Annotated in this window: 8 protein-coding genes; 2 read left to right on the top strand and 6 right to left on the bottom strand. The window is 48.2% G+C overall.

Going from position 1 to position 18,707, the window contains the following annotated elements; all coding sequences use genetic code 11:
- Window positions 1-494 precede the first annotated feature (494 nt).
- The 4 genes from NST58_RS16520 to NST58_RS16505 form a co-directional block, all read right to left on the bottom strand.
- Entirely contained in the window at window positions 495-5,417 is a 4,923-nt protein-coding gene (locus NST58_RS16520; protein ID WP_339248745.1) for an S-layer homology domain-containing protein, read from the bottom strand.
- A gap of 25 nt (window positions 5,418-5,442) precedes the next feature.
- Complete coding sequence (locus NST58_RS16515) at window positions 5,443-6,540, bottom strand: hypothetical protein (RefSeq protein ID WP_076190330.1); 1,098 nt, start codon at window positions 6,538-6,540, stop codon at window positions 5,443-5,445.
- Window positions 6,541-6,957: 417 nt separating this feature from the next.
- The gene (locus NST58_RS16510; protein WP_339248744.1) at window positions 6,958-9,123 is read right to left on the bottom strand and encodes a GH92 family glycosyl hydrolase; all 2,166 of its coding nucleotides are present in this window, start codon (window positions 9,121-9,123) and stop codon (window positions 6,958-6,960) included.
- Between the two features lie 63 nt (window positions 9,124-9,186).
- Window positions 9,187-11,361: an alpha-amylase family protein gene (locus tag NST58_RS16505; protein WP_339248743.1), complete on the bottom strand. Its 2,175-nt coding sequence runs from the start codon at window positions 11,359-11,361 to the stop codon at window positions 9,187-9,189.
- Window positions 11,362-11,631: 270 nt separating this feature from the next.
- Here NST58_RS16505 and NST58_RS16500 point away from each other — a divergent pair, with 270 nt between their 5' ends.
- Window positions 11,632-12,915, top strand: a complete 1,284-nt coding sequence (locus tag NST58_RS16500; RefSeq protein WP_339248742.1) for a response regulator — start codon at window positions 11,632-11,634, stop codon at window positions 12,913-12,915.
- A gap of 31 nt (window positions 12,916-12,946) precedes the next feature.
- The gene (locus NST58_RS16495; protein ID WP_339248741.1) at window positions 12,947-14,674 is read left to right on the top strand and encodes a sensor histidine kinase; all 1,728 of its coding nucleotides are present in this window, start codon (window positions 12,947-12,949) and stop codon (window positions 14,672-14,674) included.
- A gap of 370 nt (window positions 14,675-15,044) precedes the next feature.
- Here NST58_RS16495 and NST58_RS16490 read toward each other — a convergent pair whose 3' ends face one another.
- Together NST58_RS16490 and NST58_RS16485 are read right to left on the bottom strand one after the other, a co-directional pair.
- Entirely contained in the window at window positions 15,045-16,085 is a 1,041-nt protein-coding gene (locus NST58_RS16490; protein WP_076218692.1) for a hypothetical protein, read from the bottom strand.
- Window positions 16,086-16,145: 60 nt separating this feature from the next.
- On the bottom strand, window positions 16,146-18,608 hold the full coding sequence (locus NST58_RS16485) for a hypothetical protein (RefSeq protein WP_339248740.1): 2,463 nt from the start codon (window positions 18,606-18,608) through the stop codon (window positions 16,146-16,148).
- Between the last annotated feature and the right edge of the window lie 99 nt (window positions 18,609-18,707).

Genomic DNA, 18,707 nt, shown 5'->3' with positions numbered 1-18,707 from the left:
TGTGTTTTACCACTAATCATTAATTATATTATAGTGTCTCAGTTCACAATCTTCCATTTATTACCAGAGTATATTTTTGCTCCGTTGTATAGGAGTCACATTCATCATTAGTGATATTCGCTTCGAAGAAGTTATCGTACTCTATGACTGTAGCATCCAAGTAAGAAGTAACCTCAGCATCACAATAAATTCACTAGTAACACTGCCTCCATCCAAAGACTCGACCAAAGGGCTGGTTCGTCCAACCCAACGATCCTTAATAACAGAAATAAGTGGCTGAATAGCGTCCTGTGATTAGTGTGATAAATGCTATTCTTCCATGTTTACCACTCCTTACTTCAAAAGATATTTATTAATAATTGTAGCTGTTAATGGATACATGTGAAAGGAAACAACATTTTTAATTATTAGATCTTTCGCCACCTATTAATAAACACTTTGTAAGCAAAAAAAGCTAGAGCCAAGTGAACTTGGCTCCAGCTCTTTTGTGGTGCTTACAATTCCATTACTCTGTAAATTAAAGCAGCGGCTTCCGCACGTGTGGTCAGGCTCAGTGGTCTGAAGGTACCGTCGGTATAACCGTTGACAATTCCTGTCTCCCGCAGGTACTCAACCGCATCCATCGCGTAAGAACCGATTTGATTCTCATCGGCAAAAGTTGCTGCCTTGCCGGAGATATCCGACTGGAGAGCAGTTAAGCTCAGAGCGCGAAACAGAATAACAGCCATTTCTTGGCGGGAAATAGGTTCTTTTGCGGCAAATACGCCTTCGCTACGTCCGTTAACAAGCTTTAGCGCCTGAGCTGTTGAGACAGCTTGGTAATACCAAGCATTTGAACTCACATCTTTGAAAGTACTGCTACTCTCGGCTTGAAGTTCTAGCGCTGATACTAACAGCTGAACAAATTCCGCTCTTGTAATTTGCCGGGCAGGCTCGAATTTGCCCCCGCCTGTGCCATGAATAAGATCACGGGAAGCCAAAGCTTCCAAGATGACTGTGGAGCCTGAATCAACATCAGAGAAGTGGATATTTGCATTAGCTGCAGCATAGAGTCCAAAATCCCTTGTTGTAAACGTTGTTTTGCCTGTACCTGATACGTATTTGGAGTTTTTAACCACTTCGGCCACTCCCTCGCCGGTAACAGAGTAGACGATGGCTTGATGTGGGACTTCACCAAGGTTTAATTCATATCCAAATGATACCTTCATTGCCGCAGAAGGGCTTAATGTTTCTTTGGACTTACCGTCTACCGTCATTGAGATCCGGAACAAAGCATGCGTTTTCCATTTCTCTTTTAAGGCAACTGGAAGGGTTGACGCATCAACAAAATGGATAGATAGCTCCAACTGCCGGGCACCCTCTGGAATATTCTCACCTAAAGTGTTAATTGGAAGTGTTATTGTGGCAGCACCTGCTTTTACAGTTAGGGAAGTAACATTATCTTTTAGTTCGGGAATGGGCACTTGAAAAGCCACACCACTGGCAGTCGCATCCTCTTCAGCAAGCTCAAGTACTAAAGCTCCATCTTGCACTCCCTTCATCGCTTTTTGGAGTTCTCCTGTGGGAAGCTGTGCAATTTTCATTCCTTCAGCACCGGGTGAACCCTGAATGCGAATACGGCCCGCTGAAATTATATTCACTGGACTATCTATTTTTCCTCCACTACTCTCATTTGTGTTGCTATTATTGCTGCCGGACGAATTGCCAGGCGTATCTGTTCCCCCACCTTCTTCACTCCGCACTACATTCAAAGTGTAGGTCTTAGTTGTTATGCCGTTCGCAGCGGTAACTTTAACATCGATTCTGTTATCTCCTACCTTAAGCTCACTTCCGCCCGTTACCGTCAATTTGGCTTCTGCATCAGAAGGTGTCCCAGTTACAGCCACCGCTGTCTTGGAAAAGGGCACATTTATTGTATAGGTCAGTTTCTTACGGTCAAACCCAGGGATGTCTGTACCGTCCATACTCAAAACGCTCAAATCGGCATTATCACTCAGTGGGGTCTCTTCTTCACCTTCTACGTTCATAAACTGGAAGGTGCGGAAAAGTGAGGCGTCCTTCGCAGCGCCAATGCCTGATCCCCATTCAATATATCCTTTTCGACCCGCGCCATCATTATCGTTAACCAGCATGGTGAAGCTTAAGATATCGCTCGCCGCTGGACGGATCGGGCTTACCTCGCTCCAAGGTAGTGCCAGTGCATATGAGGTAACCTTGGTCGCCTCATCTCTGGTCACACTTAAAGTTCCCTTAGTCAACACTCCGGTAGCTGCACCTTTCATGGACAGCCAACGATATATTTGCGGCCCCTCTGGTGTTTGCGAGATTCCGTATTCATACCAGGATTGACTATCGCCCGGTACACCGGGAGCAAGACTGAACTGAATACTGTCATTTTGCCAAATATTAATCCCGGCGGCATTATGGCTGAATACATCATCGCGGATATCGGCGGTCAAATAAATGTGTTCTTCATCCCAGCGTAGTTGCGCTGTTCCACTAAGATCATCCGCACCCTTATATCCGTTGAGCAAAGGGGTTCCATCCGCAAGATCAATCAGAGCTGGACTTCGTGTATCGGACTGATGCTGCATCCGGTTAATATCTATGTTTTGCTTGAGGTGAACTGTCTCATAACCTTCAAGGTCAACTGTCAACTCAAGAGGATATTTAACCCCTTCAGAGAATCCCGGCAGTGGAATTGAATAAGTAAATCCACTATTTGGGGCAATTTCAGACAATTGCGATTCACTACCGCTGATCTGACCAGTCTCTTCCCCTAGGGTCCAGGAAATCTTTTTAATTCTCAGAGGATCCACACTGGAACTGTTCGTAAATTGAAGTTGTAGCGACATGCCGCCGTTATTACCATCTGTAATATGAGGAGCAATTTTTAAACCTTGAAAATATAGTCGCAGATCATCTACAGGGGCTTCTGGAAGAGTAGCAGGATCAAGTCCGGGTCCATTATAAGCTCCAATATTCGGTGGAGTTGCTGCTGAAACGGGATTGCCCCAGTAGTCCCGCCCACCGTTGTCTGCAATGACAGCACCGGCCCCAAGTGCAGGAGACCCCTCTCTCAACTTGTAACCGTCCACTGTATTCCAGCCCATTCCGGCGGTGCCCTGAGCAACTAAGAGTGGATTTGCTGTGATAGGATTGGTATTTTCCGGCTCGCTTACTGGATGGTTGCCATATAATAGATTATGGTCGAAGCTACCGTTCACCCCTGGCAGATTATAACCTCCTTTACCAAGGTTGTAGACCAGATTGTTCCTAAAAGAATATGGAGCGTTAATATTTCCTGCGTCATCCCATTCATGATCGATAATTTTGGTGTTTTGCCCAGCTCCGATATAGATAGTATTGTTATAGATTTGTGTATCTGGCGTAACCCCGCCTGCAAAATTAAACGTATGCGTTAGATCATTCTGGCTGATGTTGTATCTGACTACATTGTTAGAGGAGCCTGTCAGCACGCCTGGAGTCAAACGGGCATCGACAAAAAGCATGAATCCGCCTTTGTTGCCATGGCTGTAATTATATTGAACCACACTGTCCATCGTATCGATATCCAGATTGAAGCCTTGACCATCTCCCTCTGGTTTGTTCGTGTTAAAAGACTCATTGAACTGGACGATATTATTCTTGCCGCGAGTCGGCCAAATTGCGGCAGAGCCGTTAAACTCGCCTTCTTCGGAATAATTTCCGCCTTCCTCCGCTATGTTATGCTCAATCACCGCTCCATCCGCACCGAAGGTGAGAATACCGTCGCTGTCGGCTTGTTTGACATAATTTCCACGGATCGTAACATTGACCGTAGCATAGTCTGCTCCGTTAAAACGCTGATCCCATACCACAATACCGGTCCGGCCTATCCGTTCCACTGTATTGCCCTCGATCCATACCCCATCGAACTTGTCCGTGCCCGTCGTTCCGCCCACATATACGGAGATACCTCCAAACGCATGCGGGCCACCTTCGGCTCCGGAAACCGTTGGATAACGGAAACTGCTTGATACATCATGGACATAGTTATCCTGAATGCGGATATTACTTAATGTTCCTCCATTTGCGTTCTCCACCATAATACCTTCCCGGTAAACACTTCCCCTCTCGGAAGCATAATTAGTGACCTCAAGATCCCGAATCACCCAGTTCGAAGCGTTACGTAGGTATACAGCTGCTCCGGCCATGCCTCCACCGTTGATAATCGGTTTGCTTCCACTCCCATAGGCAGATATTGTAATCGGTTCTTCATCTGTGCCGCTGCCCTTAGGATATAATTGTTCGTTCCAGATTCCACCCTTCTTTAACAAAATACGATCCCCAGCTTCAAAGGTAGTCTGATTCACTACAGAGAAGGTCTTCCAGGCAGTCTCCGGTGTTTTTCCATCGTTGTTGTCGCTGCCTGCAAATGAATCCACATAATATTCTCCGTCTCCACCGCTGCTCCCTCCATCTCCAGGCAAGCGGTTGGATAAAGTGACCGATCCTAGTTGCATCAGCCAGGGTGCGGAATCACCGCTAAGCTCGATTTTTAAATAATGAATGCCGGAAGGTATCCCTTGTGCCGGAGTATAATTCGTCCCAGTCCAAGCCGCATCACCAGTGGCCTGTGGAGGTTCATGAACAGCAGAAAGTTCTGTCCAAGTGGATGCATCCGCCGAACCATAGAACTTGATAGTCTCGCTAGACCCGGCAAAGGAATGCATGCGGGCTGTGAAATGTTGCAGATTATGCAAATGGTACACGAGTGATTCTGCTGAGTCTGCTGTTCTCACCGCACGAGAATGATCTCCACCAAAAAAAGCGGGATTGCTTGTATCTAAAGACCAATTTGTACTGTGTGCATAAAGCTGTGCAATGTCGTCAAGCTCATCAACAATCGTTTTTGGTGCAAGCGACACATTGGAGAGCGTAAGGTGCCCAAGCTGCATCAGCCAGGTATCGAGGTCACCACTGACTTCAATTTTGAGATAATTGACACCATCCGGCAGCACCCCCGAGGGTGTATATACTGTTCCGTACCAGCCAGAACCGGTTGCGGTGGGACTGTCGTTGATGGCTGGAAGCTCCGTCCAGATATCTGCATCTGGCGATCCGTAGAACTTGATAACAGCCGTGGAACCAGAGAAATAATATGCTTGAAGCGTAAACGACTGAACTCCAGTCAAAGTGTAAATGGCATAGCCAGTCTCCGTGGAGGTTCTGACCAGCCGGGCTGCATCTCCTTCGAAAAACTGAGGATTACTACTGTCAATTAGCCAGTTCTCGGACCTGTGTTCCGCTGCCGGTAGGGTTGAGAAATCATCGGCATTCGTCTCTTCAGCATGGGCAGAAACGCCCATTACGGGAAGCAGCGCTGTGAAGATCAGCACCATTATAAGCAGTGATTTTGCGAGTTTTTTGAACATTATTGTATTATTCCCCCTTGAACATTTATTGGATGGTTTGGTTTGCGAGATCTTCAGCCATCGGGTAATTCCATTCCACGACAGCTTCGGACAGCTTTTCGTCCACAATGGATCTATACTTCTGCTGCGCCAAATTCAGTGCGATGGCATCCTTCACATGATCGAACGGCTGAATAGCTGCATCATCTGCCGACAGGCAGTAAAGTAGGTGAATAGCCCCATTTTCAGTAAACAAACCGCTAAACTCTCCCGGCGCCAGTTGCTCTGCGGTAAGCAATACCTTTGGATTTTCCAAAGCTGCTGTTCGCCGTGAAGCACTTGTTATTTTCACCTCGCCAACGTTTACGCCAAACTCTTTTGCCTGGTCTTGGAAGCCTGTGCCTGAAGAATCTGTTGCTGCTGTCGCTGTTGCTATTGCATGGAGCTTTTCCATTCTTTCTAAGGCTTTTTGCTGATCTTTGTACTCTGTTTCTGGGCCAAAGGGAAGCGTTGCCCATTCCAGACGAATCGTTCCCGGCAGAGAATATTTCGCAATTAGATTTGCTGCATATTCCAATTTCACCTGTTCGTCTGAAATCACGATACTTCCGTTACTGCGCATGGCCTCAATCGTAGCATCCTCAAGGTTGCTCATGTAATAACTGAAATAGGCCTGCGCCTCCAGATGAAGAGGACCATACACCACCTCCTTATTCGCTGCTGCCTGACTCCGCCGATTATTCTCGCGCTCCATCTCCTTGAGAAAACCTTCAAAACTGATATCCGTTACGACTCCTGCTTCTTGAGCAAGCTGTAGCTCCATCCGCTTCGTCAAAAGCTGAGTTTGAGCTGTATTGATCCATTTCTGCATTGGATTTTCGCCGGAATAGTAGGCAGACCAGAAGTCTTTTGAATAGTCGGCGTTGTAAGTTTGTTTAAAATAATCAACAATCAGTGCCCGATTCATTTGAAGATGCCAGTTGAACTCCGCTGCTGTGGCCTCCTGCCCGTTAAGGGTCAGAAGCATTTCTTCTGCTTGTGGAGCTTGCAACTTCTTCGCACCAATCAGCAGCAGGCTTCCTGCTAACAGAGCGGTCAGAATAACGATTAGCTGATTTCTTTTGGAATGAAGTTTTAGAGTCATAAGTTATTTCCTCCTCTCTCATCCTCGATGTTAAGCGCTTTCATTCTCTTCGATATTAGACATGTTTACGTTGAAATAACAGGCGGGAAAGCTGCGAAATGGTTTGCCATTTCACGATTTGACCGTAAAGCTCAGTTTTCGCCCTATAAAAAAATGCTGTCGGAGAATAGAGAAGTTACGTATTCGAACGTGGAATGTTGTACAATGTGCAAAAATTCAGCGCGTTTGTCGGGAGTGAGCAGCAGCTTGTTGTATATCAAGCATGATTTCCATGCAATTACGGGATCGGAGTGATTTATAGAAAAGTCGATTTGCATTCATCACTGATTCAGTGTGTTCCTCAATTTTTTTTGATTGTAAAATCATCTAATAAAAACAAAGGCAGTCCGGAATTTTCCAGACTGCCTTGCATTGTTCTTAAGACTGATCTGTGCCCGAAAACATACAGAAATTCAAGACTCCACCTTTGACAATCTCATCATGTGACAGAGAGTGGTGCTGCCATAGCGATCCGTTCCAGTGGACGGATTTACTGTACACATTGGCGGGGCTGTTGTTCTCTGCTTCAATGATCCATTGCTGCCCATTTTCAAGCTGAATAGTTACCTTATCAAAAAGCGGGCTGCCGAGCACATATTCAGGAATTCCAGGACTTAAAGGGTACAGGCCGATGGCGCTCCAAATAAACCAAGCACCCATGCTGCCGTTATCTTCGTCGCCGGGTAAACCATCCATCTGGCTGCTGAACAGTTCGGCCATGGTTTTGCGGACCCAATATTGCGTTTTGGACAGCACACCCAGTCTGGCAAATATATAAGGAATGTGGAAGCTCGGCTGATTGCTGATGGCAAACTGCCCCAGATCGGCGGAGGCCATTTCCGACATTTCGTGTATTTCCAAACCATAGGATCCCACTTTAAATACCGGTTCCTCGGTCATCAACTGATCCAGACGCTGGACAAAAGCCTCTTCACCACCCATCAGCCCGGCTAGTCCCGGGAAGTCGTGGGGCACTGCCCAGCTCCCCTGCCAAGCCCCGCCTTCACAAAACGGATTACCCCACTCCAGAGGATCAAATGCTTCCTGCCAAGTACCGTCCTCATTGCGACCTCTCATAAACCCAACTGTTGGATCAAACAGCAGCTTATAATTCTGTGCCCGAGCCATAAAACGCTCATAATCATCCATTTTGCCAAGTGTTTTGGCCATCTGCGCAATACAGAAATCTCCGTATACATAATCCAACGTGTTGCTTACACTTTCATGGAAACGGTCATGCGGCAGATAACCATGCTGCAAGTACAATTCAAGGCCCCTTCTGCCCAGCTTCTCGTCCACTGATGGACGATCTGCATGCTTCAGAAGACCTTCATACAGTACCTCTGTATCAAATCCGCCGATGCCTTTAACCACGGCATCCGCAGCTGCGGCATCAATCAGTGTGCCGGGCATGGCACTGCGCTCCCCTGGTGACAGCCACTTTGGCAGCCAGCCGCTCTCCTTGTATGCCAATGTCCACGCCTGCATAATCTCACCCAATAAAGATGGGAATAGGATACTGTATAAAGGAAGGCTGGTTCGGTATACATCCCACAGCCCGATATCCGAATACATTGGACCCTGGCAGATGCTGCCATTAAAAGGGCTGTAATGGATTTTCTCGTTCTGCTCGTTATATTCATGCCACGTTCTCGGGAACAGGCAGATTCGGTACATGCAGCTGTAAAAGGTGCGGAGGTTCTCTTCATCTGCGCTTTCAGCAACAATGCGCCCCAACCGTTCTTCCCAGCTTGCCTCTGCTCTATTCAAGATCTCTCCGAAGCTGTCTTCCCCAATCTCTCGGTTCAGATTAAGCAGCGCCTGCTCTCCGCTAATAAAGGAAGTCCCGCACTTCACTCCCACTATGCCAGATTCCGGTGCAGCTATTCCTACGTAAGCGCCCAGTCGTTCGCCAGTCCCTTCATGGGTCTCCAGTGGCTGATAATCTCCGTTAAAGATTCCCGACTCCTCCATGTGAAAATCCCTATCGAACTGGAACACGAAATACATCGCGAAATTATCAGGCACCCCGGCGGTATGGCCTCTTGTGTAGCCGGTGATTCTACGTTTATCCGGCTGGAAGGTGAGATGTGAATCACCTTTCAGAGGTGCTATAATAAGCCTGTTCTGCTGCCTCTCAGCGAAAGTTATTCTTATCGCTGCACAACGTTCGGTTGGAGTCAGCTCCAGCCGGGTGCGGTAACGTTGAAGAAACACATCGAAATAGTGAGGGAACACTTGCATCTCTTCCGTTTTGAAGGAAGAAGAACGTGAACCGGGACTGAGGAGCAGTGGACCTGTCTGCGGCAACAGGGTCAGATGCCCATAATCTCCGATCCACGGGCTGGGCTGATGGGTCAGCCGGATGCCCTCTAGGTGGCGATGGCGCGGGTGGAAGAACCAGGTTCCACCTGCTTCATAGGTTTGCGGGCACCAAGCCGCCATACCAAATGGCATCGCTGTAAGTGGCAGTGTATTGCCATGTGAATACCGGAAATCTGACTCCGTCCCCTGTAATGGATTTACATAATCTAACCAACCCAAATAGATACACTCCTTTAGCCAGTTTTCACCGGCTCTATATTCTCCGCTCTTTACTGATACCGGTTAAGATAATCGGAATACTTGAACATCTCCAGCTTCCACCCGCACAGTCAGTTTTGTAGTTGTGGGTTTCAATAGATTCATTGGTTGAATTTCAGCGCTGCCATCATCAAACCACGGTTCGACAGAAGTATAAACAATACCCAGCGTAACGTCAGCCTTAACCGCCATACCCCCTTCATTATGAACATAAAGAAATGCCCCTCGGTCCTGCTCACCTTCCCACTCGGAGAGATCCGCGCGGACACCGCCGCTTGCTTGTACATACGGCTGCAGCTTTAGTTCCTTCTGTAATAGATCCCGCACCAGCTGAAGCGTTCCGGGATGTCCATCCTGCCAGTAGGCAGCCGCAAGCAAGGTACCGAACCATACGGCACGCCCGTTGCCATAAGCGGCGGTAGTCAACACAGGCATGCGGTCCTCGGCAAATTCAGCCAGTACCTTCACATGGCTTTCCAGCTCGATATCCGATTTGTAATAGGATCCGTGCGCCGTATCGTCTGCTGCCGATTCCTCCGCCTTGCTGTGCTCCATAACATTCCGCAACGGAATCGCTGTCCGTGATTCGAACGCAACCTGATGATAGCTGTGATCCAGGTTCTCAGCGGAATGAATCCAAGTCTCACGGACCCCGAACACCTGGTCAAATCCATAACCGGGCACCGTATAGCTGTGGCAGCCATTCTCTGCCTGAAGTGCACCGAACGAGCATTCCGAAATCAAGATCCCGCCCTTTTCCACCCACTCGCGTAGGATGTCACACAGTTTGCGGTTCAAATATAGAGGATAAGGCATCCACAAGCAGTGGTATTGCTCCAGTGTCTTCTCGTTAACATCCGTCTCATGCAGAAATTCAACTTTATAATTGAGCTCATGCAGTAGTTTATGGGCGCCTTGTAAGGAATCGTTGTAGGTGTCCAGATGATCATGTGCCGCAAAGTTAGCAACCTGGTTCTGCGGACTGAACAGAATGGCAATCCCGTCTCCGCGCCGTTTTGCATGCATCAGCTCTTGCTTATTGTTTTGCACCAGCTTATTTAGATGAGCCATATCCTTGTACCATGGGGTTGGACTTCCGTCCAAATATACACTGCCCCATGCAGGGGCCTCCTGTCCCAATATCTCTGGTCTGTACTGCCAGAACAAATATCCCGTGATGCCACGAGCGAGCGGGGTCAGAATATGCCGTTTCATTTCCCGCAGGTCCGGCTGACGCGGCTTCATTGCAGTATTGCCTGGCAAAGCATGAATCTCCGAATTGATAATGGGTTTACCTTTGGCGGCAGAGATCAGTAGATCAGCAGACCAGGCCGAGGACCCAAGGCTATTGCCTGTCAAGTCACAGGGCTCAGCCAGCTTGAAGTCGTCCGAACCCGCTGTAATCATATTAAAGATAGGGGCGGGCACAGTGTGGGCCATAACAGGATGCAAAAGATCCAGTGACTTCACTATATCTACCCGGCTCCGCAGCTCATCCGTTAAAGTACCGGACATGAACAGGCGCCAGTCCACCAGATCATTAAATACGCCTTGTCCACGCGGTGCCTCTACTTCCTCCCAGCTTCCGTAAGTCCGCTGCCATGATTCATTGAGAGCTTCCAAAGTAACATATTTATTTTTTAGCCATTCTTGGAACACCCACAGCGATTGCTCGCAATAACACACCTGGTTGTCAAAAGACAGCTTGCGCTTGATTCCTGTGGTTAGTTCAGGCTCATTCCATAAATCCCAGACCCAGAGCGCCGGATGATCCTTAAAAGTTTTCACCGTCTCCGCCAGAAACTTTGCCTTTTCTTCGGCGGCAGCTGCATGATGATAACAGGGCCCCGGCGCTCCGCCGATCTGGCGGCAGTTAATCGCCCTTGGTTCCAGAATGGAACCGTCCGCTGTAATCATTTTGGAATCAGGATATTTTTTATAGAACCAGGCCGGCGCCACGTCGAAAATTACATTCAAAATGACCTTCAAACCATTCCTCTGCGCAATATCCATTAGCTCCTGAATATCATCGAAATGATAGGTCCCTTCTTTGGACACACTCGCGCGCCATTGTACCCAATATTTCACACAATTGAAGCCCTGTCCGGCAATATTGCTTAGGTCTTGTTCCCATTGATCACGGAAGGGGGTCGGGGAACGGTAATATTGAAACCCAAATGGAATAAATGAATCTTGCATCTAGTGTACTCCTCCTACAACGTTCAATTTCGATCTCTCTATGTTTATAAAAGCGCTTACTGCTCTTTTACGCTTAAAGTCTATCACAGTGGATTTTGCAAAAGTTAGGATGGAATCCTATGAAACGGTTTGCGAAGCTGTTGAAATGTTTGATCCTTACGCTACGTGGCAGTCACTGCGCAGAGTCAGCGGGGAATATACTGCGAAATCGTTTGCGATCCTGACAACCTCAGAAATTATACCTCCTCTTTAAGAGGTTTCATGTTTATAATGGCTGTAAGACATATTAGAAACTACTTCGAGGTGAAGCCAATGTTGAAAGCGCTTGTAGTGGATGACGAATATCTGGTCCGCATGGGCATCACCCAGACCATAGACTGGGCAGAATACAACGTCGAGATCATAGGAGAAGCCAGCAATGGCGAGGAAGGATTGGAGCTTGCCCTACAGCACCGTCCAGATGTGATCATTACCGATATTCGTATGCCGTATATGAACGGTCTTGAGCTCATCGAAAAAATACGGGAACAGGACATGCTCGTAGGGATTGTCGTGCTCAGCGGTTATGACGAATTTCAATATGCGCAGGCTGCTTTGCGTTATGGCGCCTCCACCTATTTGCTAAAACCCATTAATATAGAAGAACTTGCAAATACAGTTCGAAGCGTCGGGGATGAAATCCTTGGCAAAAAGCAACTCTCCAAGCGGTATTCACAGCTTAATGAGGAATTGGCCTCGATCTCCAAGCAGTTCTGGCAGGATTTGCTGCATGACCAACTGCATGACGAAGAGTTTATTTCAAATAAGATAAAATTACTGGAACTGCAATTGGAACCTGGAAAAGCTATCCTACCGCTGTCCATTACCTTTCCTCCTGATAACGGCCTTCAAGGAAATACTGTAGGCAAAGCGCTGGAGGATGCAGCGGCGACTATTCTGGAAGCGCATTCTTTTGAGCAACTGTGTCTATTCCGGGACAGCCATCTGGAGTGGGTTATGATCCTTCGGACCGGGGAACCAGAGCTGGCCGGAGATTCTGCACGAAAATTGGGCAAACAACTATCTGAATGGAGCCAACAGCACTTCGGCCAGGCCTTAAGCGTCGGCATAGGTAAACCTGCGGGAGAATGGAACGGGATCGTAGATTCATACCGGCAGGCTGTACTTGCTGCGCAGCGTGCCCTTTCTGGCATTGAACGTGTGCTGTATGCTGAAGAAGAGGCTGGAGCTCGGTGCCGGCGCGAAATCAGGGACGCACTCGCTTTTATACGGGAGCACTATGCCGGAAACATTACCGTTGAGATGGTTGCTGCGGCGGTCTTCGTCAGTCCAACCCATTTGATGCATCTGTTCCGTAAAGATCTGAACAAAACTTTTTACGAATGTCTGACGGAATACCGTATCGAGGAAGCCAAACGTATGCTGCGCAATCCGAAGTATCGGGTGTACGAGGTTGGCAATCAGGTCGGCTTCACCGACTCCAAATACTTTAGCCAGATCTTCAAAAAAATGACGGGCATCCCGCCGAGTGAATATGCAAAAACCTATGGGTAAGCGGAGACTAGCCAACCGGATGGATTCCTGGATGAGGCGGTTCAAGATCAAAAGCCGGATTGTTGTTGTTCTGTTAGCAGGACTGTCTCTGCATCTGGTGCTGATGCTCGTTATTTTCAATTTTTATTCCTATACCTACCTGCAAAAGGATCTGTACCGCCATGTCGTTCAGACTCAGCGCCAAATTGGGCTTAGCGTGGAGCTCATGGTCGATGACATTCAAATGTTGTTTCTGCGGTTTCTGGTGAACAGTGATATCTACCAAATCATCAATAATGATTCCCTGCCGTCAGCTGATAAGGAATCGCGAATCGGAGCTATCATCGACGGTATGCTGGCCCAGAACGACCTGGTGGGTAACGTGATTATCAGCACCAACGATAATATGCTTTATTCTTACCAGTCTAAGGAGCAGATGCTGGAGGTGCCTGAAGCCCTGTTCATCAAACGCATTCAGGAGAGCAGCATGCCTGTTGTCGGTGAGATCAAACGGGATGGAGAAGGCAATGCGTATATTCCATTCGGCCAGCAGTTCCGCAATTTCAATACAGGGCAAAATATCGGGGTCGTGATCATTTATGTCAGGGAGGCTGCTTTGGCGGACCTGTATTCCTCCAGCTTCACTGGCATCGGCTACTCCTTCCTGACTTCCGACAATCGGATTATTTCTCACCCCGACAAACGGCTCTTGGGCAATTTTTTGGAGGAAAACGCCCCTCTTCGCCCAGGTAAAAAAGAAGGCTATCGTACCTGGTCAGATAACGAAAATTCCTACATCATTGCTACTTATCCTTTGAATCCCCGGTTGGAGACACTTGGGGTCAGCTGGGAATTCACCAGTGTGATTTCCAATCACAAACTGCTCTCGGGAATCGCCAAAGGCAATCAAAATGCGCTTCTGTTCGCCAGCGTTACCTTTATTGTGCTGCTGATTTTTTCCTTCTATCTGGCAGCCAAAATCACCCGTCCACTGCTGAACTTGAAGAAGAAGCTGAGCCTGTTTGGCAAAAAAGATCTGGCCGCTGTTTATGAACAGCGCGGTCAGGTTGATGAGATTTTTCAGCTTGAGAACAGCTACTATCAGATGGTGGAGCGGATCAGCCAATTAATGCTGGAGAAAGATGAGGAGAAAGAAAAGCAACGGAAAGCTGAGCTGACCGCACTTCAATCACAGATCAATCCCCATTTTCTCTACAACACACTGGATGCAATTGCCTGGATTGCCCGACTGAAGAAGCAGCCCGATATCGAACGGCTGATTTCTTCATTAGCTACCTTTTTTCGAATCAGCCTGCATAAAGGCGACAAGTTCGTGACCGTGGACGAAGAAATCCGCTTGGTGCAGAGTTTTGTGACAGTTGAGCAAATGAGGTTTCCGGATAAGTTCGAGATTGAATACGAGATTGAGGAATCGCTGCGCAAGGTTCGCATTCTGAAGCTGATTCTTCAGCCTATTGCAGAGAATGCGATCAAACACGGCATCAGCGAGAAACGCGGGATGGGCCGAATCTGGATTAAAGGCGAATTAGTGGCAGATGAGATTCGCTTCACAGTGACTGATGACGGGGTGGGATTTTCCAACGGTGCGACGCTTAGCCAAGCCAAGGAAGATGTGTTGTTTCAGAGCGGGTATGGACTAAGAAATGTGGACGAACGAATTAAACTTGAATATGGTCCTCAATATGGTTTAAGTATCTCCAGCACGCCGGGGCAAGGCACCACGGTTACGATCAACTTGAAAAAGGAACTGCCCAATTAGCGAATTTAGTTTATAAATGCGGACATAACAAAGAAATCGATCCTTTTTGAGTGGGTAGAAGGGACTTCTACTTTGCTTAAAAAGACGATTTCTTATTTTTTTCTGAGTAGTGGCAAATTAAAGATACTTTCGAGAATTATAGGTGCTTTAGTTGTATTTAATACAGCTAAAGCACCCTTTTTTTGCAGCGAGCAGAAGTTTAAGTGTATTTGGTACATCTATACGTTCCAATTCTGTTGGCAGCAACTAACTTTCCGAATAATAAGTGTACTGAATACAACTATATCTTACTTCATCCGTTTATTGCCCACGCTAGATGTATGAAATACACTTCGGTTAGCGATTTTCATGATTCAGACTCCATCTTATCTTAGTCTTTCATTGTTGAATTAATCTTCAGGTACAACTGCTTCAGTGGATTAACTATACTGCCGCTAAGCACTGAGATCAGCAGCCAGAACACTATGAACACTACGAGGTTCAGGGCGAGCATTAAATACTTAAACGTTCGCAGCTCTGCATTCATGCCATCTGCTGAGATATAGGTGACAATCCGCTCTGCCGATTCCGGTAGTGGATAGAGCAAAATCAGGCCGTCAGCCGTTTCCCGCTCCAGCAGATCTGCATCACCTCTACCTGTACTATTTTGATCGATACCCTGTGTCACTGGCTCAGCCAAGGTAGCTTTTTCCGAAGTAACTAGTGCTGCTTTGATCTCCTGCAGGCGCTCCTTCGGGACATCGGCAGCACTCAATAGCTTCCCGTTTCCGGTCAGTAGGTAAACTTCATTTTCCCCGTAGATTGTATTCTCGCCAGATAGGTAGAAGCTGTAAAGCTTGTCAATCTCCACTTCGAGCGAGAGCAGACCGAGGACGTCTCCCATCGAACCCTTAATTTTTACTTCAAGCAACAGACGGTCGCGCAGATCCGAAGGTGCATTCATTAGATGCTCCCGGTTCAGCACCGTCCAGCGCAAAGCCTGCTCTCGGTTATTTAGAAATTGTTCCATCCCTGGTTCTTTTTTGATCTCTGCAAAGGGCAGCAACCCGGAAACATTGCTCGAGGAGTAAGTTCCCCCTGCTTCTCCCCAAATGTAAATGCCGAGAATGTCACTACTGGAAGAACGTATGCCCTCAAGTATCGGAGAGATTGCCCCGTCATATGTTGGTTTTTTCAGCGCATTCTGCACCACCTGGTTGTTGGAAATAAGCTTCGAGGTCTCCTCCAGCCAGTTCATGAACAGAAGTGTGTTCTTATGCTGCTGGCCAGTGTACTGAACGGATAGCTGCCGCAGCATGTCAAGGCTTCTATGCTCCATAGTACGGTACAGAATGAAGCTCGAAGCGACAATATAGACAGTAATGAACAACACCAGGACTAGGCGGATATTGCGGCCGAACGATCTGAACATATGACTTCCCCATCCCCCTCCGGTGTATGAATCATGAAAACAAAATCAACTGAAATCAGACTAACAGCTAAGGTGACTAATGTCGATCTCCTTGTAAAAGGAACCCTCATCTGTCTCATGCACTTCATGATTAGGCAGAATTATTGTAATCGCCGATCCGGTTTGCCAGGAAGCTTTCATGTGGAAGATCTCCTGTCCTGTTACTGAACGGATCTCCCATTTGATGTTTATTGGGCCGATACTTGTATTTACGGTTCCGCTGGCCTGCCGCAGTTCTCCATAGTGGGGCTTTATAGTTATTCCCTCTATTCCTTGTTGGACACCCAATATCCCTCTGGTGAACTCAGTGATCGGCAGTGCGCTCCATGCGTGGCAGTCACTTCTGGTGCCGGTTGAATCTATTTCTGGAAGTGTAGTGAGATTAAGCTCCAACTGCTTCAACCACCGTGTCCATAGTCCGAACGAGCGGTCATACATTCCGCATTTCTCTAGCGCGCGGAATAGATAGTAGCTCATCGGCAACGAAAGCTTAGCCAGTGATGTGTCTGTTAACGTTGACTCCAGCAGTGCCGCCCCTTCTACAACATCCACTGTGCCCGCCAAAACCGCCCAGACCTGCGTGTGCTGGCTATGCTGCGTTCCCGCAGTTGCCTCCGGACTGTCGCGGAACAGCTGACTGTTCGTTAGCCGGCAGCAATCCATTACCGCAGCGTTGACCGCCGCTTTGCGTTGACGCAGTTCACCAGCAATCTGTGTCCAACCGCTGGCTGCAAGCAATTCAGCCGCTTGCTCCAGCGCGGCCGCATACATCAGGCTCAGTACGGTTGCGGGTGCATCATCCGTACAATCCGGTGCGCCGAGCGGCCATTCCTCCACCCAATCGAAGTAATTCCAATATTGGCGGGGCGTTCTGTCCACCAGACCCTCCGGAGTCAGATGTTGATCGAACCAGTCCAGCACAGATAACAGCGCTAACCGGTACTGATTCACCAAGGCCATATCCCCGAAGGATCTGTAGTGGTCATGAATCATTCCGATCCAATATAGGGAGAAGGAAGGAATGACCTGCGGCAGCACAGAGGGATAGCGACTTTGCAGCATCCCGTTTGGTAGCTGAGAGGCCTTATAATCTTCCATAGCTCTCCGCGCTAACCGGTCGTCCCCTGATAATAGGTACGTAAACTCCATCATCAGTTTGGTATCCATGGTATACTGCAGCTGTTCATAATACGGAGTATCCTCGTAGGTCTCATGCATGCAGCGCTGAAGTGTTCGTACACTGAGCTCCCATAGTTGGTTATATTGTTCATCGGAGCAGTGAAAGTTTCCTTCCGGCTGCAGTGGATATCCGGTCTCCCTATAGCTAAAGCTGGAAATCGTTAGAGGCTCGACACCAGCCTGCACTTCCAGCCGTACATAGCGGAAGGTACGGAACCAGAACGGTTCGTAGATTTCCGTACGCGCAGAGATGCCGTAACCTGCCGGGTGATAGCTGTCGTAACCGCCTCTTAATACATGTTCCTTCGTATTATCGCGGACAGCTTTGCGGCGAATCTCATCATCCCCCGTTTCTTCTTCATAACACTCAGCGCATAGTAGGGTAATCCGGCTACCTTTGCCTCCAAGAAGTCTAAGCTGCAAATACCCTGTGGTTAGCTCGCCAGCATCCAACTCCAACCAAAAATGTTGCCCTGCTTCTATTGTTATTCCAGCGGAAGGCAGTACTGCGTTGGGTGAAGCGCCGCCATCTCCATTTCGCAGCTCCAGACTATGCCCTTCCTCAAAAAAGGCATGCCCTTCCCCGCTGCTGCTGCGCATCAGCTTCAGAAAAAATTGCTCCCGCTCATACAACAGCGGAATCGGACGCCGGGCCAGCTGCCAAGGGGTTAATTGGCCATATTCATCCCGCACCGGTTGCACAATTCCGGTAGCAAGCCAGGCACTGTCATCATATTCGGGCAGTGTCCAATCCAGCAGCGCTTCGACACCCTCCACCTCTTCCAGTCCACCCATCCAGCGTATGATCGGAAACTGCTGGAGCTTATAGCTGCGATCCTTAATACTTTTCCATGAGCTATCCGTATTTAGCTCCTGTACTAGCTGCCCGCCTTGTGTAACTGCCGCTTCCACAAGCAGCCCGCCTTTTTGCGAGCGCCAGACGGACAAAGGTCCGTCTTCACCCAGTTCAAAGGGCGTAGTCCCTGCATAATGAACGACCATAACAGCAAGCACATTTAAACCTGGTTGTAGAACATTGTCCAGACTGAATTCTTCATAATACTGTATATGACCATGTCCTTTACAAGGACCGGCCCATAAACGCTGCCCATTGACGAACAGCCTGTAGCGGCTGTCTGCGGTAATGGCCACATCCAGGGTGCAGGTCTTTCCGATACCAGCTGGCAGTTCGAACACTCTGCGAAAGTACGCACGCTCGTGCTGCTGTTCCCTATCCGCTGATCCTTGCTCCTCCTGCGGCCAGATCCAGCGTGCTCCCCAGTCTCCCCATTCTTTTGCTGCCATGTTATGCATATCTCCTTTATCTCATTTAAGTAGTTAAGGCAATCTACGCAGAAACGGCATCGCCGCCCTTCAGAAGGACGACGTCGCCGTTGGTCTGCG

This window comes from Paenibacillus sp. FSL R10-2796, from assembly GCF_037965315.1.
In the GTDB taxonomy this organism is placed as follows: domain Bacteria; phylum Bacillota; class Bacilli; order Paenibacillales; family Paenibacillaceae; genus Paenibacillus_AQ; species Paenibacillus_AQ odorifer.
This window is presented reverse-complemented; position numbering and strand designations above follow the sequence as displayed.